Annotated in this window: 20 protein-coding genes and 2 pseudogenes; 14 read left to right on the top strand and 8 right to left on the bottom strand. The window is 58.1% G+C overall.

All coding sequences use genetic code 11. The features are described from left to right. Window positions 1–37 precede the first annotated feature (37 nt). Window positions 38–667: a glutathione transferase GstA gene (gene gstA / locus SOP85_RS19390; protein WP_323627897.1), complete on the top strand. Its 630-nt coding sequence runs from the start codon at window positions 38–40 to the stop codon at window positions 665–667. Window positions 668–674: 7 nt separating this feature from the next. On the opposite strand, the gene SOP85_RS19385 is transcribed toward gstA, so the two are convergent. Next, the gene (locus SOP85_RS19385) at window positions 675–1,121 is read right to left on the bottom strand and encodes an NUDIX hydrolase (RefSeq protein WP_323607688.1); all 447 of its coding nucleotides are present in this window, start codon (window positions 1,119–1,121) and stop codon (window positions 675–677) included. Between the two features lie 154 nt (window positions 1,122–1,275). On the opposite strand from SOP85_RS19385, the gene SOP85_RS19380 reads away from it, so the two are divergent. Next, window positions 1,276–1,728, top strand: a complete 453-nt coding sequence (locus SOP85_RS19380; RefSeq protein ID WP_323627896.1) for a bleomycin resistance protein — start codon at window positions 1,276–1,278, stop codon at window positions 1,726–1,728. Window positions 1,729–1,784: 56 nt separating this feature from the next. On the opposite strand, the gene SOP85_RS19375 is transcribed toward SOP85_RS19380, so the two are convergent. Next, window positions 1,785–2,495, bottom strand: coding sequence for an ArsR/SmtB family transcription factor (locus SOP85_RS19375; protein ID WP_323627894.1), 711 nt, complete (start codon window positions 2,493–2,495; stop codon window positions 1,785–1,787). A 73-nt stretch (window positions 2,496–2,568) separates the two neighbouring features. On the opposite strand from SOP85_RS19375, the gene SOP85_RS19370 reads away from it, so the two are divergent. From SOP85_RS19370 to SOP85_RS19360, 3 genes are all read left to right on the top strand, one after another. After that, the gene (locus tag SOP85_RS19370) at window positions 2,569–3,729 is read left to right on the top strand and encodes a cytochrome P450 (RefSeq protein ID WP_323627893.1); all 1,161 of its coding nucleotides are present in this window, start codon (window positions 2,569–2,571) and stop codon (window positions 3,727–3,729) included. Beyond that, window positions 3,726–4,079, top strand: coding sequence for an antibiotic biosynthesis monooxygenase family protein (locus tag SOP85_RS19365; RefSeq protein WP_274076399.1), 354 nt, complete (start codon window positions 3,726–3,728; stop codon window positions 4,077–4,079). Before SOP85_RS19370 ends, SOP85_RS19365 begins: the two co-directional genes overlap by 4 nt. Before the next feature lie 458 nt (window positions 4,080–4,537). Continuing rightward, complete coding sequence (locus tag SOP85_RS19360; protein ID WP_323627892.1) at window positions 4,538–6,457, top strand: tyrosine-protein phosphatase; 1,920 nt, start codon at window positions 4,538–4,540, stop codon at window positions 6,455–6,457. A gap of 45 nt (window positions 6,458–6,502) precedes the next feature. On the opposite strand, the gene SOP85_RS19355 is transcribed toward SOP85_RS19360, so the two are convergent. Beyond that, the gene (locus tag SOP85_RS19355) at window positions 6,503–7,444 is read right to left on the bottom strand and encodes a helix-turn-helix transcriptional regulator (protein WP_323627938.1); all 942 of its coding nucleotides are present in this window, start codon (window positions 7,442–7,444) and stop codon (window positions 6,503–6,505) included. A gap of 260 nt (window positions 7,445–7,704) precedes the next feature. Here SOP85_RS19355 and SOP85_RS19350 point away from each other — a divergent pair, with 260 nt between their 5' ends. Further along, window positions 7,705–8,919 (top strand): aldose 1-epimerase family protein, encoded by a 1,215-nt coding sequence (locus SOP85_RS19350; protein ID WP_323627891.1) that lies wholly within the window; start codon window positions 7,705–7,707, stop codon window positions 8,917–8,919. On the opposite strand, the pseudogene SOP85_RS19345 reads toward SOP85_RS19350, so the two are convergent. Then, window positions 8,918–9,034: pseudogene (locus SOP85_RS19345) on the bottom strand (hypothetical protein); the annotation flags it as partial. The gene SOP85_RS19350 and the pseudogene SOP85_RS19345 sit on opposite strands and share 2 nt — an antisense overlap. A gap of 252 nt (window positions 9,035–9,286) precedes the next feature. Between SOP85_RS19345 and SOP85_RS19340 the strand changes: the two are divergent. The 7 genes from SOP85_RS19340 (at window position 9,287) to hydA (ending at window position 16,143) form a co-directional block, all read left to right on the top strand. Further along, complete coding sequence (locus SOP85_RS19340; RefSeq protein WP_274076402.1) at window positions 9,287–10,063, top strand: transporter substrate-binding domain-containing protein; 777 nt, start codon at window positions 9,287–9,289, stop codon at window positions 10,061–10,063. Window positions 10,064–10,127: 64 nt separating this feature from the next. Further along, complete coding sequence (locus SOP85_RS19335; protein WP_027923846.1) at window positions 10,128–10,805, top strand: amino acid ABC transporter permease; 678 nt, start codon at window positions 10,128–10,130, stop codon at window positions 10,803–10,805. Continuing rightward, on the top strand, window positions 10,802–11,536 hold the full coding sequence (locus SOP85_RS19330) for an amino acid ABC transporter ATP-binding protein (protein WP_274076403.1): 735 nt from the start codon (window positions 10,802–10,804) through the stop codon (window positions 11,534–11,536). Before SOP85_RS19335 ends, SOP85_RS19330 begins: the two co-directional genes overlap by 4 nt. Before the next feature lie 20 nt (window positions 11,537–11,556). Next, window positions 11,557–12,792: a cysteine desulfurase-like protein gene (locus SOP85_RS19325; protein ID WP_323627890.1), complete on the top strand. Its 1,236-nt coding sequence runs from the start codon at window positions 11,557–11,559 to the stop codon at window positions 12,790–12,792. Between the two features lie 36 nt (window positions 12,793–12,828). Then, a complete protein-coding gene (locus SOP85_RS19320) occupies window positions 12,829–13,698 on the top strand; it encodes a MurR/RpiR family transcriptional regulator (protein ID WP_274076405.1) in 870 nt (289 codons plus the stop codon). A gap of 54 nt (window positions 13,699–13,752) precedes the next feature. Next, a complete protein-coding gene (locus SOP85_RS19315) occupies window positions 13,753–14,649 on the top strand; it encodes an allantoinase PuuE (RefSeq protein WP_274076406.1) in 897 nt (298 codons plus the stop codon). A 57-nt stretch (window positions 14,650–14,706) separates the two neighbouring features. Continuing rightward, window positions 14,707–16,143 (top strand): dihydropyrimidinase, encoded by a 1,437-nt coding sequence (hydA, locus tag SOP85_RS19310; RefSeq protein ID WP_323627889.1) that lies wholly within the window; start codon window positions 14,707–14,709, stop codon window positions 16,141–16,143. Between the two features lie 50 nt (window positions 16,144–16,193). On the opposite strand, the gene SOP85_RS19305 is transcribed toward hydA, so the two are convergent. The 4 genes and pseudogenes from SOP85_RS19305 to SOP85_RS19295 form a co-directional block, all read right to left on the bottom strand. Then, window positions 16,194–16,571: a c-type cytochrome gene (locus tag SOP85_RS19305; protein WP_274076408.1), complete on the bottom strand. Its 378-nt coding sequence runs from the start codon at window positions 16,569–16,571 to the stop codon at window positions 16,194–16,196. A gap of 181 nt (window positions 16,572–16,752) precedes the next feature. Further along, a pseudogene (locus SOP85_RS31415) lies at window positions 16,753–16,860 on the bottom strand (DUF6632 domain-containing protein); the annotation flags it as partial. Window positions 16,861–16,923: 63 nt separating this feature from the next. Beyond that, window positions 16,924–17,310, bottom strand: coding sequence for a cupin domain-containing protein (locus tag SOP85_RS19300; protein ID WP_323627888.1), 387 nt, complete (start codon window positions 17,308–17,310; stop codon window positions 16,924–16,926). Between the two features lie 72 nt (window positions 17,311–17,382). After that, window positions 17,383–18,207: an AraC family transcriptional regulator gene (locus SOP85_RS19295; RefSeq protein ID WP_323627887.1), complete on the bottom strand. Its 825-nt coding sequence runs from the start codon at window positions 18,205–18,207 to the stop codon at window positions 17,383–17,385. 258 nt (window positions 18,208–18,465) lie between these two features. On the opposite strand from SOP85_RS19295, the gene SOP85_RS19290 reads away from it, so the two are divergent. Beyond that, window positions 18,466–19,971 (top strand): GGDEF domain-containing protein, encoded by a 1,506-nt coding sequence (locus SOP85_RS19290; RefSeq protein WP_323627884.1) that lies wholly within the window; start codon window positions 18,466–18,468, stop codon window positions 19,969–19,971. Window positions 19,972–20,413: the final 442 nt, after the last annotated feature.

Below are 20,413 nucleotides of genomic sequence, written 5' to 3'. Positions count from 1 at the left end.
TGAAAGTGCAGGACCAGATCCGCTTAGGAGATCGATTGTGAAGCTTTACTACATCCCTGGCAGTTGCTCCCTTTCCCCGCATATCGTCATCAATGAACTGGGGCTTGATGTCACGCTGCTCAAGGTGGATCACCGGCAGCACACCGTGGACGGTGCCCTCGATTACTTCGCGGTAAACCCCCTCGGCTATGTGCCGATCCTTGAACTGCCCGACGGCACCCGGTTTCGCGAAGGACCGGTGATTGTGCAGTACCTGGCCGACCAGCGACCGGAATCCGGATTGGCCCCGTCCAACGGCACACTGGAACGCTATCGGTTGCAGGAGTGGCTGAGCTTTTTGACGTCGGAGATTCACAAGGGCTTTATTCCCCTGCTCTATGCAGGATTGGCCGGCAAGTACGTGGACACGGTAAAACCGAAACTGCAGGCACGTTTTGCGTGGGTCGATCAACAACTGGCCGGCCGCCAATACTTGCTCGGCGACACCTTCACGGTCGCCGATGCCTACCTGTTTGCCCTGACGGGGTGGGGGCAGGCCCAGTGGCTGAAGTCCTATTACAAAGCTGACATATACTTCGATGGCCTGAGTCATCTCCAGGCCTGGTACGCCCGGGTGCGCCAGCGTCCAGCGGTGCAGAAGGCGCTTGAGGTAGAAGGATGGGTGTGAGGGCTGCCTACTCGAGTAGCGACAGCGACTTGAGCAGATCCTGAAGGCCCTCAGGTACCAGAGGGGAGGCGAGGCTGAAATCCGTGCTGTCGCACCATCTGGCGATGAACGATGCCCCGTCGCTTTCGTGTCCTGTCAGTTCTTTTGCTTCGTAGACGCGTTCGTCATCGAATGTCGCGTCATAGACCTGAACGATTTCGTGCCCCGGCTTACCGGCATAGGTGAAGAGGCTTTCCAGTGTACCCAGCAGACGCACGCCATGAACCGACAAGCCCAGCTCTTCCTGCACTTCCCTGACAATGGCATCGGCACTTCTTTCGCCAAACTCGATACCGCCACCGATGGGGCGGTAAAGGGTTCGTTGGTTTTCGTTGTCGTGGAACTGGTTGACCAGGATCTTGCCGTGATGATGAAAGATACAGAGGGCGAGAGGGCGGATGCGATGTTCGGACAACGGTGGAACTCCTTTGGGGTGTTGGACAAGTCCGTTTTGAAGGGGTGGTGATCCAGGTAAGGAACCCGCGCATCAATCATGGTACAACCGGCCCTGGCAGAGAACGATAACGTTGTGCTGCCTGAGGTGTTCTACAACGACAAGGAGTCCCTTCATGAAGATGAACCCATTGGTTCCAGAGATGATTGTCTCTGACGTGCAACGCAGCCTGGCATTCTACTGCCAGGTACTTGGCTTTCAGGTTGAATACGAAAGACCTGAGCACAAGTTCGCTTTCCTGTCTTTCCAGGGCAGTCAATTGATGCTCGAAGAGGATGACTTGCAGGCGTCTCCCTGGCGGGTTGGTCCTCTGGAATCACCCTATGGCCGAGGGATGAATCTTTCGATCCGCTGCGCGGATGCCAACGCCTTGGCCAGGGCCATCGAAGGCGCCGGCATTGCACTGCGCAGACCCATTGAAGAGTGCTGGTACCGCGATAACGAGCGCGAGCATGGAGAGCTCAATTTCCTGGTGCTGGATCCGGATGGCTATCTGTTGCGATTCAATCAAAGCCTGGGTGTCAGGGCTGTCGATACTGGTCCCTTGCCCAACCGCAACCTCCTGTAGGAGCAAGCTTGCTCGCGATGGAGTCAGGGACAACGCATGAATCCAGCAAACATGCGTTATTCCTGGTTTTCAACGGTGATCCCAAATCGGCCAGACAGCTCCTTTCGCCCTTTGGGCGTCAATGCAAGTGCCCGGCTATCAAGGTCCTGGATAACCCACTTGCGGTTTAGAGCTGTCTGTAGCAAAGCCGCTCCCAGCGCTCCACCCAGATGAGGACGCCGCATGCTCCAGTCCAGGCATGAGCAAGCGAAACGACGTCGCTGTACCCTTACTTTCGCGATTTCCATACCGAGACCAACCATCGCTGCTTCGCCGCTGTCAGTCAGCTGATACACAGGGTCACCCGCGTCAGACACCATCAACCACCCTGAATCGATGAAATGATCATGCAGATGAACCGCCAAGGTTCCGGCCAAGTGGTCATAACAGGTACGCGCAAACTGCAATCGGTTAGGGGCGGTTGAAACAAACCTGGCGTTCGCGGATTGGCTAACCACCATGAGGGCTTCAAGCGCTTGCGCCACTTGTTTGTCCGCCAGACTATAGTAGCGATGCCGTCCCTGCGTGTGCAGCTTGAGCAACCCGTCCTCCTTGAGTCTGGCCAAATGCGCGCTCGCGGTGGAGGTACTTACGTCGGCGATTACGGCCATTTCGGTACTGGTTCGCGCGTGACCATCCATCAGCGAGCAAAGCATTTTCGTCCTCGCAGGTTCCGCAATAGCGCCGGCGATCCGGGAAAGGGCAAGCTCATTGCCTTGGCAATCCATATTTCGTTCCTGAGCGAATCGTCAGCGTGAAGGGTGTCCGATAGTAACTGTTCTTTGTTAACAGGACTCCAAAATGACGCCATTAGAAGCAGCCACCCATGACGATCCTTATGGTTACTACTCGCGCCTCAGGCAACAGAAGGAACTGTTCTTCGATGCGGATCTTGGTTTATGGATTGCGAGTGGGGCCACAGCGGTCGAGGCCATTCTGGGGAATCCCGATTGTCGAGTGCGTCCACTCCACGAGCCAATTCCTCCTGCCATTGCACAGGGCGCCGCCGGACTTGTTTTCGGTCGGTTGATGCGCATGAACGAAGGGGCACGACACCGGTGTCCCAGGATGGCATTTGAGCCCGCCCTGGCCTCTATCGAGATGGAAGGCGTCGCCGACATTGTGTCACGGCTGGTCGCGACACTTGATAAGTCGCTCGAAACTACGGACGAGTTGATGTTCACGTTGCCGGTTTGCGTCATTGCCTCCTTGATAGGTCTGCCATCCTCGCGAATGCAAGATGTCGCGAAGCTGACACGGGATTTTGTCGCCTGCCTATCGCCGTTAAGCGATGAAACGCAACTCGATAAGGCCCATTCCGGAGCCATTCAACTTGGCCAGGTATTCAGCGCGCTGCTGAATGACCCTGAAAGTGATAGCGCTTTGTTGACTCGAATTCGCAGCGAAAGCAAAGCTGCTGAATGGGAAGATCCAGAAGCGTTGATTGCTAACCTGATCGGCTTGATGTCACAGACCTGTGAAGCCACAGCAGGCTTGATTGGCAATACCCTCGTAGCGCTCCATCGTAATCCTGACCTGATTGAAGACGGGCAACCGACGCCGATGCTCGTCGCAGAACTGGTGGCCGAGGTAGCGCGCTACGACTCGCCAGTGCAAAACACCCGGCGATTCGTTGCGAAGCGATGCACGATTGGCGATAGCGTCCTGGAAGCGGGGGATACCGTTCTAGTGCTACTCGCTTCAGCCAATCGAGATCCCTGCCTGAACCCCGACCCCGATAGCTTCCTGCTCAAGCGAAGTAAAAGACGAACCTTCAGTTTCGGTTCAGGACGACATGAATGCCCAGGTCAGCAACTGGCGTTGGCGATCGCCTCTGAAGCGATATTGCTGTGGTTGCAACGCCAGTCTTTCCCCTCTGCGCGATCGTATCGGTGGAGTTATTTGCCGTCCCTTAATGGGCGCATTCCTAAATTCCATCCCACTCAGGAAACTCAGCAATGATCGCCGTTATCTTTGAAGCCTGGCCACGCGAAGAGCAATACCAGCGCTACCTTGACCTGGCTGCTGAACTGAAACCTTTGCTGGCAGAGTTGGATGGCTTCATTTGCGTGGAGCGTTTCCAAAGCCTGAGTGAGCCAGGAAAGGTGCTGTCGCTGTCATTCTGGCGTGACGAAGAAGCTATCCAACGGTGGCGCGGTCTTGAACTGCATCGTGCGGCCCAATTGGCAGGCCGTAAGCAGGTTTTCAACGATTATCATCTGCGCATTGCCCATGTCGTACGAGACTACAGTCTTGACGATCGTGCTCAAGCGCCGAGTGATAGTCGGCAAGCTCATGAGAGGACTGCATGATCGCGGTTTTCATGGGGCTGGTTGTTCGTTTGGCAGTTTTCTGCGGAAAGTAAATCGGCCGGTTGAATCTGCGCACCATGAAAGCCGTTGGCCCATAATCTCAGTGCTTCGTTGTCTTGCTCGAATCAAACCCTTGGGTGGCATCGATTATTTCGCCGCAAGCCTGGCTCAAGCTGTCGTTGGCTGAGGCCGGGCGATTTGGTAGTTTCCCCATTCATCACCCATGAGGCATCAGGATGACGCTCATATTAAGGCAAGCCTGCGTTACCGACATTCCGTCGATATACCGGGGCGAGCAGGATTCATAGCTGCCAACGGCTGGCGATAACCCCTCGGACAAAAAACGAACCCGGCGGACCAATCACGCACCGATTTTCGTCCGAGCGCAATCTGTCATATTCGGTATTACTTCATTGCAGATAGTAGCCAGCCCATCGCTTGATCAATGAGGCTGAACTGTGTTTCCACGTCTTCTGTGTTCGCTGTCCGTTTTGACTCTGTCCATCGCTACTGCCCAAGCCGCCGTGACTAACGTCCTCGAGACTCCCCACCTGCGCAGCATTGACAACTTCCGTGATCTCGCGGGGGTTACCACCGCCTACTCCACGGCCCGGGATGGCACGATGCGCAGCGGGGTGTTCTATCGTTCCAACGCGCTGACCCCGTCTGCCGCGGATCTGGCTACGCTGAATTCCTTGGGCATCAAGGCCGTCTACGACCTGCGCACCCCCAGTGAGATTGCCGGCACACCCGACACGATGCTCACCGGGGCGAGCTACGAAAACATCGACATCATCGGCAGCACCACATCCGGTTCGAACATCACCACGGTCTCGTTCAAGAGTGCAGCCGATGCCATCGCGATGATGGAGCAGACCAACCGGGCGTTTGTCAGTGACGCCGGGATGCGCAGCCAGTTCACCAGGCTGTTCAATGAACTGGCCAGTGTCGACGGTGCCGCGTTGTTCCATTGCACCGCCGGCAAGGACCGAACCGGTTGGACCGCCGCCGTGTTGCTGAGCATTGCCGGGGTCGACAGTGCCACCATCATGAGTAATTACCTGGCCACCAACGACTACACCGCCGCGCGCGTAGCGGCGACCCTGGCGAGTATGCCGCCGGCGATGGCGGCCATTTATGCGCCGCTGCTCGGCGTCGAGGCCAGCTACTTGCAAGCCGGCCTGGACGAGGTGACCGCGCAGTACGGCAGCATGGACAACTACCTCAAGCAAGGCCTGGGTCTTTCCCAGGAGACGATCCATGTGCTGCGCGGCAAGATGGTCTACTTCAACAGTCTGCCCGGCCAGGCGGGTCTGCTTGGCAACGCCGCCGCCGGCGCGCAGCTTTTGCAACAGCTGCAGAACAGCAGCCTCTCGGGCACTTACAGCGACTACAACTACTATCTGCAGTCGGCCATCGATGCGGGCGACCTGGCGGGCGTCCAGTCCACGGTCGGCGGTCAGGTGCACGCCGACGCGGCGAGTTACCTGCTGCGTCAGGGCGCGATGATCGAACAGGCGGCTGCGCCGTTTGCCAGTGGCACGGACCTCAAGGTCGGCCAGTACCGCTTGTGGTCCACCGCATTGGCGGGCTACCTGGGCACCGATGGTTCGTCCCAAGCCTCCAGCAGCAACGAGCACAGCCAAGGCATGATGGTCGGCCTGACCCAGCGCTTCTCCGAACAACTGAGCGCCCATGCCGGCTTCGGCTACAGCAAGGGCAACGTCGGCGGCGCGGGTGGCGAGGCGGATACCGACTTCAGCTTTTTCAGCATGGGCGCACGCTTCGCGCCGGACGGTCTGGAACGCGGGTTGTTCGTCGACGCCGACGCCAGCGCCGGCTACATCGACTACGCCAGCAAGCGCGACCTCGGCGGCGGCCTCGGCACCGCCAAGGGCGAAAGCCATGGCAATCTCACTGGAGCAACCCTGGCACTGGGCTACCGTGTGCCGGTCAGCGGCGTGACGCTCGAACCGAGCCTCGGCGTGCGCATCAGCCATCTGAACTTGTCGGGTTTCCAGGAGAAAGGCAGTGAGCTGGCCCTCGACGTCGACAGCATTGACGAAACTCGCCGCAGTGCCGTGGCCAACCTCAACGCTGCATTCGCCCCGATCGGCATGGGCGCCTGGCAACTGGTGCCGGGTGTCCAGGTGGGCTATGAGCATGTGCTCGGCGATCATCAGGTCGACAGCGAAGGGCACCTGCTGGGCCTGGATATAGAGCAGCGCGCCGCGTTCGATAACCGCGACCAGTTCACCGCAGGGGTCAACCTCATGGCCAATCTCGGCGCGTTGAGCGTGGGTGCCGAAGTGGGGGCGAGCGGTGGCGGGGACAGCCACGGCTACAGCGGCGGGCTCAAGGCCAGTTATCTGTTCTAGGGAAACACTTCGGGTTCGGGCCGCTATCGTTTGGCGGCCGGAGCCTTAGTGCCGCGCTCGCGTGCGCAGTCCTGATTTCAGTTCTGCGGGGCTGATGCCATAGGCGCTCTGGAAATACTGGCAAAACCTGCCGACATTGCTGAAGCCCAATCGCAGCGCCACTTCAGTCACGGAAGGCGAATCGCGTTGGGCGAGCGCTTCGTGGGCGCGCTGCAAACGCACCTGCCGCTGGTACGCCACAATCGAGCTCCCCACGAATCGCCGGAAACCTTCCTGCAGTGCTCGCTGGCTGACATGGGTCAATCGGGCCAGATCCGTTCCGCTGAGCAGATGCTCGGGGTGCGCCTGAATGTGCTCAACCGCCAGCTTCACATGCCGTGGCGCGATCAACGGAGCAGGCTGCCTCAGGGCTTGGGTGAAATTATGCGGCCAGGATTCCAGCACCGCGTCCAACAACATCTCTCGCAGCCGCGATGGCATCAGTGTTCCGGTGTTGATCAGCACATCGAACTCGGCGCCGGTGGCCAGATCGATCAATGCCTTGAGGCCCTGGAAAATCGAGACCTTCAAATCAACCACAGGCTCGAACACCAACCGTTCAACAATTGGCTTGCCCAATAGCGTCGACAGTCGTTCTGTGAGCATCGCACGCTTTATCGACATCCCGTGCTGCGCGTGATTGTCGATAAAACGCATCGAACGAATATCTGATTTGTCGATTGCCAGCCCGACCTGTGAATCACCTACCGACTCGCAGAGGTGATTGAAGATGATTTTGCCGGCGGTAGGAATGACGAAGGTGATTTCGTCCTGGGGATCGGGAAAGACCACCGAGAAGTCGCCACGGTAATGCATGCGGCGAAAGCTGACACCCTCGTGCCGGCCGTAGACGCCGCCGATGATGATGTTCGAGGGCAAGGGCGGAGTATCGGAATAGCGATTACCGAACATTTTCGCGAACAGCGCGCCGAAGTCATCGCTGCGCATGTCGTTGGACCTGAGGATGATTTGCTGGCAGGACGGAGTTGAGGACACCTTGGCTGGCACCTTGTAGTGAGGCTTTATGTCGGAGTGAAGTGCGCGAGAGCAGGGAGGGTAGCGTGCAGGGGTGACAGGTTTGTGACGGCCCGATGCCCAGGGCAGACCTGAAAAAAACGCGCTATTCCCACTTTATGTCGCTTTTTAAGCTTGCTGAAACGTTTCTTCAAGTCTATAAAAATGCCACAACTCCAAGAAAGGCTGCTGCCATGACCCCGCTCAAACTCTTTGTTGCCCTCAGCGCAATGTCCGCTGCCTCCCACGCCATGGCCTGGGACTACGTTCTGCTCGACACTGACAAAGCCGCCCAAAACTGGCAGATCACCAGCCAGCAACTCGGCGTAAAAACCGACAAACCCTTCAGCGTCACCCTGCGCACCTTGCATGGCGGGCGGCAGGAGGGCGTCAGCATCGTCGACATCGATAACGGCACGATGAAACTCTCGGTAGTGCCGACTCGCGGAATGAACGTCTTGCAGGCCTCGGTAGGCGATGTGAGGATGGGCTGGGATTCGCCGGTCAAGGAAGTGGTCAATCCGTCCTTCATCGAACTCAATGGCCGCGGTGGTCTGGGCTGGTTGGAAGGCTTCAATGAGCTGGTCACCCGCTGCGGATACGAATGGGTCGGCCACCCAGGCGTCGACAACGGCGAACTGCTGACCCTGCACGGTCGGGCCGCCAATATTCCTGCGAACAAAGTCACCCTGCACATCGATGAAAAACCACCGTACGCCATCACCCTGCGCGGCGAACTCAAGGAGCAGGCGTTCAAGAAGGTCGACTTCTCCGTCGCGACCGAACTGGTCACCGAACCCGGCAGCGTAGTGTTCGCCCTCAACGACACCCTGACCAACAACGGTGACTATCCGAAGGAATACCAGGCGCTGTATCACAGTAACTTCAGCACCCCGTTCCTGGAGCAGGGCGCTCGTTTCGCCGCGCCGGTGAAACAGGTGTCGCCGTTCAACGACAAGGCCAAGGGTGATCTGCCCGACTGGCAAACCTACCGCGCACCGACCAAGGACTACGACGAAACGGTTTACAACGTGGTGCCGTATGCCGATGCCAAGGGCGATACGTTGACCGTGTTGCATGACAAGGCCGGCAGCCTGGGCGTTTCGGTCGGCTTCAATACTCAGACACTGCCGGTGTTTTCCCTGTGGAAAAACACCGATACCCAAGGCCAGGGCTATGTCACGGGGCTGGAGCCGGGGACAAGTTTTTCCTACAACCGCCGTTATCAGCGGCCACTGAACCTGGTACCCACAATCGGGCCGAAGGAACACAAGCAGTTCCGCATCAGCTACAGCTTGTTGGCGGATAAGGCGGCTGTGGATAAGGCCTTGAAGCAGGTGAGCGATATTCAGGGTGGGCGGGAGACTGAGGTGCGGCAGACGCCGTTGGTTGATCTGACCAAGGGGTAAGCATTGTCGGCCGACATTGCAGCCCCTCGGCCAAATGTTCGCGTCTGATCCCGTCGGCTTGTTCAAGGTCCGCCAGTGTACTCGCGACCTTGAGCAGTCGATCGGCTGCTCGCCAGCAGACGCTCATAAAGTCGAAACCCGTGAAGAGGCCTCCATCGAGGCATTCTCACACCACAGCTTTGGCGTCAGCCTTGATAGCTGATTCCCTTTGGACGTGGCGCTCAAGGCAAACTGAAAATGGCTGCGGAGCAAAAAATTCACTGACATACGGTATTGAATTAAATAATTCATTGATTTACTCTCGATCCCACGTTGTACGAGATCAACCGCTGTTAGCACCTAAAAAAACAAACAATCGGGAGCAAACATGAAAGCGAAAGTGATGTTGGGATTGTTCATGACCGCCGCAGTTTCACTGCCAGCCTGGGCCGCGGACTGGACCGTAGGTGCTAACGTTGGCAACGTGCCCTGGGAGTTTCAGGATTCCAAAGGTGAGTTCGTCGGCTTCGAAGTCGATGTTGTAAAAGAGGTGGCCAAGCGCGCCGGAAAAAGCGTCGAGTTCGTCAATATTCCCTTCAACGGCCTGTTCAGTGCCGTGCAATCCAAACGTGTTGAAATCGCCATCTCTTCAATCACTATTACCCCTAAACGTTTGGAGTCGGTAGCCTTTGCGCAGCCGTACTTCGACAGCGACCAGTCGCTCACCGCACTGACCACTTCCAAGGTCAAGAGCCTGGCCGACATGAACGACAAGGTGGTGGGTGTCGACACTGGCTCTACCGGTGACATGTGGATCGGCCAACACAAGGACGAGTACAAGTTCGCCGATGTCTCGCGCTATGAAGGGCTATCGCCGGCCATGCTCGATCTGGCTTCCGGACGAATCGATGGCTACCTCAGCGACATCCCGGCGGTGCTCTACTACATCAAGGACAAACCGCAATATTCCATCGTGGCGCGTATTCCCACGGGTGAACGCTACTCGCTGATGCACGCCAAAGGTTGGGCGATGAGCGATCAGGTCAACGACATCATCAGCAAGATGAAAGAAGACGGCACCCTGGGGAAAATCCACAAACAGTGGTTCGGCGCCGACGCCAATCAAGACTCGAGCACCATGAAAGTGACCGCCGTCCTCAAGTAAGCCCTGCTGATGATGCATGTAAGTGGCGACGCCTGTTCGCCACTTGTATTGACCGAGGTATCCCATGGATCTTTTGCAGACATTCTTCAACTGGAACGTGCTCGTCGATTCGCTTCCGCTGATGATGCGCGGTTTGGGCGTGACCATTTTGCTTGGGGTGGTGAGCATTGCCCTGGGCCTGGTGGGCGGGCTATTGCTGGCATTGCTGCGGTTGTACTCCTACGCACCTGTTCGAGCGCTTGCACGTATCTACATCGATATCATGCGCTCCATTCCACTGCTGGTTTTACTGGTACTCATCTACTACGCGCTGCCTTTTGTCGGCATTCGTCTGTCGTCTTTTGCGGCCGCTGCCAGTGCGCTCTCGCTTGTCTCATGCGCCTACAGCGCGGAGATTTTTCGTTCGGGCATCGAGGCCATTCCCCGTGGCCAGTTCGAAGCATCGGCCTCTCAAGGCATGAGTTTCTTCAACACCATGCGTGACGTGGTTTTGCCGCAGGCTATCCGCATCGTGATGCCGCCCATGACCAGCAATTGCATCAACGTGATGAAAGACACGGCGCTCGCCTCAGTCGTAGCGATGCCTGACTTGCTGAAGCAGGCAACCCAGGCGCAGGCACTGGCAGCTAACCCGACACCGCTGGTTGGGGCAGCCTTGCTGTACCTCTTGCTGCTGCTGCCGCTGGTGCAGATGGTCAGCTGGGTTGAGCGTCGTAATGCCTCTGGAGGAAAAACCGCATGAGCACGTTGATCGACATCGAAAAGCTCGACAAGTACTACGGCAATTTCAAAGCGTTGAGCGATATCAACCTGCAGGTTGAAGAAGGTGAAGTGGTGGTCATTCTTGGCCCGTCCGGCTCGGGTAAATCGACCTTGATCCGTTGCATCAACCTGCTTGAGAACTACCAGCAAGGCCATATCCGCGTGGCCGGCGAGCGTGTTGAAAACGGTCCGCGACTGGCCGCCATCCGCAGCGAAGTGGGTATGGTGTTTCAGAGCTTCAACCTCTATCCACATCTCACTGTTCTCGACAACGTATCACTGGCGCCGATCCGTGTTCGCGGGCTGAGCCGGCGTGATGCGCACGCCAGGGCCAAGGAGCTATTGGTGAAGGTCGGCATGGGCGATCACGCGCATAAATACCCGAGCCAATTGTCCGGTGGCCAACAGCAGCGTGTTGCCATTGCCCGCACCATGGCCATGGAACCTCGCGCAATCCTGTTCGACGAACCGACTTCGGCACTGGACCCGGAAATGGTCGGCGAAGTACTCGATGTCATGCAGAACCTTGCTCGCTCCGGCGTCACGATGGTCGTGGTGACTCACGAAATGGGCTTTGCCCGGCGGGTCGCCGACCGGGTGATCTTCATGGAAAGTGGCCGCATTGTTGAGCAGAACATCCCTGAACCGTTTTTTACCGCACCTAAGGAACCTCGTACAAAAGCGTTCCTTCAGGCCATCCTGCACCATTGAATCCGGCTGGAGAAAGTAGAGTGAATCCTCTCGATATCGATTACGTTCGCAAGCAGTTTCCAGGTCTGGCCGATGGTTATGCCTACATGGATAACGCCGGTGGTTCGATGGTACTGAACACGGTGGCCGAGCGGGTCTGTGATTACCTGCTGAACAACAGTGTGCAACTGGGTGCTTCCTACCAACCTTCCGTTGCCGCTGGCGAGCGAGTGATGCAGGCGCGCCACTCGGTCATGCAGTTGATCAACGCCGAGCACCCCGAAGAAGTGATCATGGGCGGCTCGACCACCCACTTGTTGCAAATACTGTGTCGCGCCATTGCCCCGTCAATCGTCCCAGGTGATGAAATCATCGTCACCAATTGCGATCATGAGGCCAACATCGGTCCATGGGTCAAACTGTGCGAAAGCCGTGGTGCGACCTTGCGCGTGTGGAAGGTCAATCTCGACAGTTGTGAGCTGGAGCTGGATGACCTGCAGGTCTTGCTCAATGACAAAACCCGTTATGTGGCCATGACCCACACCTCGAATATTCTCGGCTCGGTCAATCCAGTCGCCGAGGTTGCGCGGCGTGTCCATGCGGTGGGTGCGAAACTGTGCGTTGACGCCGTCGCTTATGCGCCACATCGTCTGGTGGATGTGCAGGCGAGCGGCGCCGACTTCTACGTCTATAGCTTCTATAAAACATTCGGCCCGCACTTTGCCGTGCTCTGGGGGCGTCGCTATCTGTTGCTGGAGTTGCCGAGCCTTAACCACTTCTTTATCGGTCAGGATGTGGTCCCTTACAAATTGCAGCCGGGCAACGTCAACTACGAGTTGTCATTCGGTTGCATTGGTATTACCGACTATTTGCTCGACATCAGCACCCGGCTTGGCGCACAGGGCAGCGAGCGCAAGTGCATGCAGGCTGCGTTCGATGCCTTCGAGGTGCAGGAGGATTTGCTCGCCGAGCGTCTGCTGGCATTCTTGCGCCAGCGCGAGGGCGTTCGGATCATTGGTAAAGCGAATACCCACAATCGAGTGCCAACGATCAGTTTCGTGGTTGAGGGCGTTCAGTCAGAGGCTGTTGTGCGTAGCGTCGATGAGCACCGCATTGGCATTCGTTTTGGTGACTTCTATGCGCGGCGACTTATCGAAGCCCTTGGGCTAGGCCAGTTTGGCGGGGTAGTGCGGGTGTCGTTGGCGCATTACAACACGCTGGAAGAAGTCGACCGCCTCATCACTGCGCTTGATCAAGCAATCACTGCGTTGCGTTGACAGGCGCACACACTTCCAATTTTACGAGCCTTCACTATGGCCTTACCTGAAACCCTTGCAGAGCTGCGTGACTGTATAGCGGCCCAGCACGAACAACTGACCGGTCGTCTGCGCGATGCTGCCCGATTCCTGATCGACAACCCGCATGAGATCGCACTCAACACGGTGGCCGAACTGGGTAAGCGCTCGAGCATCGCGCCTTCCGCTTACATTCGGCTGGCCCAGGCCCTTGGCTTTGCAGGTTTCAAGGATTTGCAGCGGCTGTTCCGTGCACCGCTGCAACAGGCAGCCGACACTCACAGCGAGCGTATTCGGCACTACGGCGGTGAGACGTTGCTGGAGGACCCGAGTGACGTCGGCGGGATTCTGCGTGAGTTCAGCCAGGCCAATATCGTTTCCCTGGAACACCTGGCCGAAGGCGGCGAGCAGGCCAATATCGAAGCCGCCATCGCCCACCTGCAAGTCGCGCGCACTACGTTCGTCATCGGCATGCGCCGTGCCTTTCCGGTGGCGGCGTATCTGAGCTACGCATTGAGTCGTGTCGGCCGGCGAGCCGTGCACATCAGCGGTGCTGGCGGCACGTTGCCGGAGCAGGTCAGCGCCATTGCCGATGATGATTTGTTGATAGCCGTCAGCTTTCCGCCGTACGCCAAGGACACCGTCGAGGCTTGTCGTCAGGCGCGGGAAGCAGGCGTGACGCTGGTGGCGATCACTGACAGCGTTCTGAGCCCTATCGGGCAAATGGCCGATACGGTGATTGAGGTCAACGACGCCGAATTACTGGGCTTTCGCTCGCTCACCGCTTCGTTCTGTATTGCCCAAACCCTGGCCATGGGGCTGGCCTTCAGCGAGTGGCAATCGGACAGCACCTTCAACCATGACCGGCTGAAAGATATCGACTGCTAAGTCGCGACTTTCGCCACGCACTTATAAAACCCGTCACTTCAGGAGAATATCCCGATGGTTTCACCTGCACGCGATTTAGTGGGTTACGGTAGACAACGCCCACAAGGCACCTGGCCGAATGGCGCACGTTTGGCCATCAGTTTGGTGATCAACTACGAAGAAGGCTCCGAACGCTCGCTCGCCATGGGCGACCCGGACCAGGAATCCATGACCGAATGGGGCAGCTATTCAATACCCGACGGCACACGCAATCTGGCGATGGAATCGATGTACGAGTACGGTTCTCGCGTCGGGATCTGGCGAATCCTGGATATTCTCGACCAGCAATCGGTTCGCGCGACTTTTCATGCCTGCGCAGTGGCCTTTGAGCAGAACCCTGATGTTGCACGCGCTGCAGTTGCAGGTGGTCATGAAATTTGCAGTCACGGCTATCGCTGGGAGGAAGTGTTTCGCCTGACCGAAGAACAGGAGCGTGAACACATGCGCCTGGCCATCGAATCATTCGAACGCACCTGCGGCAAGCGTCCGGTCGGCTGGTATTGCCGCTATGGCGCCAGCGTCAATACCCGTCGGCTGGTCGCTGAAGAGGGCGGTTTTCTCTACGACTCCGATGCCTACAACGACGATGTTCCCTACTTTGTCGAGGTCGAGGGCAAGCGTCACCTCGTGGTGCCTTATACCGCTGACGTGAACGATTTCCGCTACTGGAATTCTCCGGGGTTGTCGCAGGCATCGGACTTTTTCGAATACATGAAAGAAAGCTTTGAGGTCCTTTACGAGGAGTCGGCTGAAGGGCCACGCATGATGTCGATCGGGCTGCATCCACGCATGGTGGGCCGTCCGGGGCGAGTAAGGGCGATCAAGCAATTCATTGAGTATGCCAGGCAACACGGCGGTGTCTGGTTTGCTACGCGGGAAGAAATCGCCCGTGCGTGGCTTGAACGAACCTGATTGAAGACACGCGCCGCCTGACCGGCTGGGGCCGGTTACTTCTGCAAGAGGCCTGATATGCAACCTTTTGATACGGTGATTCGCAACGCCCGCGTGGTAACCGCCTCAGACACGTTCACCAGCGATATCGGTATTCGTGATGGGCGCATCGTCTCCCTTGGCCTGGACCTGCCGCAAGGTCTCCAGGAAATCGACGCGGCAGGCCGGCATGTCACCCCCGGTGGCATCGACAGCCATGTGCACCTCGACCAGCCGACTGGCGACGGCTCGGTGATGGCTGATGACTTCTTCAGCGGCACGGTCTCGGCGGCCTGCGGCGGCACCACCACCGTCATCCCGTTCGCCTGCCAGCAGAAGGGCGAAAGCCTGCGCTCTGCCGTCGATGACTACCATCGCCGGGCGGGTAACAAGCCGGTGATCGATTATGCCTTCCACCTGATCGTCACCGACCCCACCCCGCAGGTGCTGCGTGAAGAACTGCCGGCCCTGATTGCGGAAGGCTATACATCGTTCAAGATCTACATGACCTACGATGCGCTGAAGCTGGGCGACCGGGAGATTCTCGAGACGTTGTCGGTCGCGCGCCGTGAGGGCGCCATGGTGATGCTCCACGCCGAGAACAGCGATTGCATCGCCTGGCTTACCGAGCGACTACTGGCGGCCGGGCTGACTGCGCCGCGCTACCACAGCGCGTCGCGGCCGATGCTGGTGGAACGCGAAGCCACCCATCGTGCCATCGCCCTTGCCGAGCTGGTGGACGTGCCGATCCTGATCGTGCACGTGTCGGGTCGCGAGGCCGTGGAGCAGATTCGCTGGGCCCAGAGCCAGGGGTTGAAGGTGTACGCCGAAACCTGCCCGCAGTACCTGTTCCTGACCGCCGACTCTCTGGGGTGTGACGACAGCTTCGAAGGAGCCAAGTGCATCTGCAGCCCGCCGCCGCGCGATGCGGCAAACCAGCAGGTGATCTGGGATGGCCTGGAGAACGGCTCGTTCGAGATTTTCTCGTCAGACCACGCACCCTTTCGCTTCGATGGCCCGAATGGCAAGAAGGCCCACGGAGAAGAGGTGTCGTTCGACCAGATCGCCAACGGCATTCCCGGTGTCGAAACCCGCATGGCGCTGCTCTGGTCCGAAGGCGTGCGCACTGGGCGCATCACCGCGCAAAGCTTTGTCGCGCTGACCTCCACCAATGCCGCCAGGATGTATGGGTTGTATCCGCGCAAGGGCAGCATCGCCATTGGTGCCGATGCCGACCTGGTGATCTGGAACGAAGGTGAGTCGGTGCACCTGCGCAACGAAATGCTGCACCACAACGTCGATTACACGCCTTACGCCGGCATGACGCTGAGCGCCTGGCCGGCCATGACCCTGTCTCGCGGTGAGGTGGTCTGGGACGGCGCGCCGCGCGGTGAGGCGGGTCGCGGCCGGTTTCTGCCGTGCGAGCGCCCGGCGCCCGCGCAACTGCGCCGACGCAAGACTGAGTTGCAATGGTGAGTGCGGTCGCGCAGGTGGCCAGCCGAAGCCGTGGCGCGGCACTTTAAAGATCATCGTTTTTGTGAAATCACATCGCCCATGTATTGATTCAAATCGCGCAGATCCTTAACGCTCCATGCATGCGGCGATAGCTTTACACCATTCTCGCGCAAGGTTCTTGGAATCAAGTCGCCATTTGGGCGAAGTATTATCGAAGAGACAATCACGCCCGGATAATCATTCAATCGTTTCTTGAAAGCGGAGGATGTCAGATCAGGCGTAGGCGGATTGCTTTTATTGGCCAGTGGTCCTGTTGCCTTGATATCTGTTCCGTGGCACATGCTGCATCGCTGTAGATAGAGATTTTTTCCATTGGCATTCTCCGCGAAGGCCAGTGAAGTTTGCGTCAGCGATAAAATTCCCAGCGAAGCGATGAATACTATTTTCATTGTTTTTATCTTCCTTGATGGGTTCAGCGTCGATTGGACGCGATTTGGTGCGCGGGAAAGATATCAGCCGTCGCGTCGGCACCCAAGCGCACTGATCGACCCTTGGCCGGGGTCGATCAGGGGATTTTCTCAGAAACTCCAAGTGAGCATACCCGGGATGAAAGTCATTTCATGCCTGCTCTCAGGCCCCATTGTGTGTCCCGGGCCGAGCGGCCAATGGCGAGCGGGGCGTCAAGATGGCCAAGGCAACCGCCACGATGAAGAGCGCCGGCACGTCACCTGCCAGGTGCTGGCATCGTAAAGTGCGATGCCAGGTATCTGGATTTATCGTTTGTCTTGTGAACACGAATAATCAAATCCAGACGTCGTTCAAAGCCGTCCGCTCACCCCCTTCGTGACCGGTATTCAGAACCCCTCGCGGCTCGATCATCATGATTTTCGCTTCTCCGTGCGCTGCTGTCCTGTGCTGCATGCCACGAGGCACGACATACAATTCGCCCGGGTGTACATGAACGCAGCCCTGCGGCAGGTCGATGCGCAAAATGCCTTCGAGCACCAGGAATGCTTCATCCGTCTGTGGGTGCGAGTGCCAGACGAATTCACCTTCGATTCGCACGACCTTGAATTGGTAGTCGTTCATTTCTGCGACGACCCTTGGGCTCCACTGTTGCTCGATCAGCGAAGCCTTTTGGGCCAGGTTCACAGGGTGTGATGCGCGTTGCTGAGTGAAGTCGGACATGACGGATCCTCTGTAGTTGAAGCCGTCAGCCTATCGAACCAAAAGCATGCAGTTCTTGTAAGATCCTGCAAGTCAGCAGGTGGAACGCAAGCGTTCAAGCCAGCGCAAAGGCGACACGCCGTAGCTGCGAGTGAAGTGCCGGGTCATGTGGCTCTGATCGTGAAAGCCTGCGGCCAGGGCGGCATCGACCAGGGTGAAGCCATCGAGGATCAGCCGACGAAAACTGTCCAGGCGCCGAAGCGTGACAAAGCGGTAGGGACTGGTGCCGTACAGTGCCCGGAAGTCCCGTGACAGACTCCACTGTTCGCGTCCACTGGCCTGTTCCAGCATCTCCAGTGTAATGCCCTGGTGAAGGTGCTCCATGATGAACGCCCTCGCGCGCTCGGCCGAGCGGTAATCGAGGCGTTTGCGGCCGCGTGGCTTGCCACCGACCGCACGCAACGCCATCGCCAGGTCGTATAAGGCGTCCTGCTCCTCAAGAATTTCCAGAGGATGATCCAGGGCCTGCACGAAGGCTTCACTGGCGCGGTACAGACGCAGGTCGCATGACAGTCCGCCAGCAATGAAGGGCAACGGCTCACCGCCGAGAACGTTTTGAATAAGCGCCGGATCGATGTAGGCCATGCGGTAGCGAAAACCCGCATCAGTGCCCGCCATGCCGTTATGGACTTCGTCAGGGTGCAGCACAAGTGTGTTGCCCGGCACGCCGTGGCACAGCGCACCCTTGTAGTGAAAACTCTGCACGCCAGCGAGGGTGCGGCCGATCGAGTAGGTATCGTGGCGATGTGGGTCGTAGCCATGGCTGCCGAACCATGCTTCGATGCGCTCCACGCTGCCAGGTTGAGCGCTACGTATGACCCAATCCGAGGTGGCTGGCCGACCTGCTTTTCCGTTCATGATCAGACTTTTCCGCTGGTGCGTCATCTTGAAGGGTATACGGCATCTAACTTGCGGAACTATACCGCTGCCTCAGTTCAATTGTCCTTTGAGCGTTCGTTACGGGTCGAAATCAGCTTCGTTGAGCAGTGCCTCATAATCACTTGCTGCAGCGTTTCACCTCTACTTGTATCCTTGTTCAAGGACGAATGGCTGCCGCTATCGGCTTGGCCCAATAGTCGCTGGAACGGAAAAGCGGACTTTCCATAAGGTAGTAACGTGAAGCGTGATACCCATCTTGTTGTGCTTTTGCTGTTGGTTATCGGTTGCTCCCTGGCGTCACTGACTGTCTGGAAGGTAGTGGCCTCTCGAGATAAAGCTCTGGAGGAAGTGGATGTCCATGGCTTGAACCTGACCCAGGCACTTGCGACTTACTCCGAAGGCATTGTCCGGCAAAGCTCGCTGCTGTTGCTCGGGCTTGTCGAACGCCTGGAAACCGAAGGCAGCGGCCCTGCGCAGATTGAGCGGCTCAGTGCATTGGTCGATCGCCAGGTGCCGCTGATGCCACAGCTCAGTGGTATCACGGTCTACGATGATCAGGGTCGCTGGTTGATGTCCTCGAACCGGCCGATTCCCGCCGGGGCGAACAGCGCTGATCGTGCCTATTTCATTCATCACCGCGACGATCCCTCCCGCGAGATCTTTATCGGTCCGCCCATCCAGAGCCGTACCAATCACGAATGGGTGATCACCGTCAGCCGTCGTTTCAATGATCCTCGCGGCGAGTTTGCCGGCGTAGTGGCGGTCACCCTGGGGGTGGAAAACTTCCTGCGCCTGTTTGGCAAGATCGACGTCGGGCAGGAGGGCGCTATCGGCTTGTCCTATACCGACGGTACGCTGCTGGTTCGTTATCCTTTTCGCGAACAGGACATGGGGCGCAACTTTTCCAGGTCCCCCATCTTCGCCAAGTACCTCGTCGATCGATCAGTCGGCACCGCGTCGTTTACCTCCAGCCTGGACGGCGTGGAGCGGCTATACGCCTTTCGCCAGAGTGATCAGCTGCCGCTGGTCACGACTGTGGCACTCGGCAAGCACGAAGTCCTCGCCGCGTGGCGAACGGAGGCATTGCTGTCCGCGGTGGTGGTGACGGGGCTGCTGGGACTGACCGGTCTCATCGGTTGGTTCCTGATCCTGGATATCCGTCGGCGTACCCGGGCCGAGGATCAGTTGCGCGGGGCCCAGCAGCAGTTGCTCTCATCTAATCGGCAACTTGAGCTGATTGCGATGAAGGATGCCCTTACCGGTCTGGCCAATCGGCGCTGCTTCGATGAGAGCCTTGCCATGGAAGCCCGGCGAGCACAGCGTGAGGGAACGACGCTGGCATTGCTCATGATTGATATCGACTACTTCAAGCGCTTCAACGACTCGCTCGGGCATGTGGCTGGAGACGCCTGCCTGCAGACGGTTGGCAGGATTTTCGAGGCGTGCGTAAGGCGACCATCCGATCTGGTGGCACGTTATGGCGGAGAGGAGATCGGCATCATCATGCCTGACACCGACAGTGACGGTGCCGCGGCGGTGGCGCAACTTATCCTTGACCGTTTGCAGCATGAGAATATAACGCACCACTCCAGCCCGTTCGGACGGCTGACGGTGAGCATCGGGATTGCTGCAGCCACGGGGTCCCAGCTGGACCCTCTGCAAGGCTTGATCGAGGTGGCAGACCAGGCGCTTTATAACGCCAAGGCGCTGGGGCGTAACCGGTTTGTGAGGGGGGGAGGGTGACAGGTTAAGCGGGCGTCAGGCCGTTGCTCCCGTAGGAGCTGCCGTAGGCTGCGATCTTTTGATCTGGCTTTTAAAAGATCGCAGCCTCGTTGCACTTGGCAGCTCAGGTTTTGCGGGTGTATGTCGGGTTTGCGGCGCGACACACATCTGTAGGAGCCGGCTTGCTGGCGATGCGAGGGTGAAGCTGCTGCCGTCTTCGCTGGCAAGCCAGCTCCTACAGGTTTTGCGGGTGTATGTCGGGTTTGCGGTGCGACACACATCTGTAGGAGCCGGCTTGCTGGCGATGCGAGGGTGAAGCTGCTGCCGTCTTCGCTGGCAAGCCAGCACCTACAGGTTTTGCGGATGTATGTCGGGTTTGCGGCGCGACACACATCTGTAGGAGCCGGCTTGCTGGCGATGCGAGGGTGAAGCTGCTGCCGTCTTCGCTGGCAAGCCAGCTCCT

This window comes from Pseudomonas sp. YuFO20 (genome assembly GCF_035064975.1).
Taxonomy (GTDB): Bacteria; Pseudomonadota; Gammaproteobacteria; order Pseudomonadales; family Pseudomonadaceae; genus Aquipseudomonas; species Aquipseudomonas putida_AE.
The sequence above is the reverse complement of the archived record's forward strand: the minus strand, read 5'-3'. Positions and strand labels throughout refer to the sequence as shown.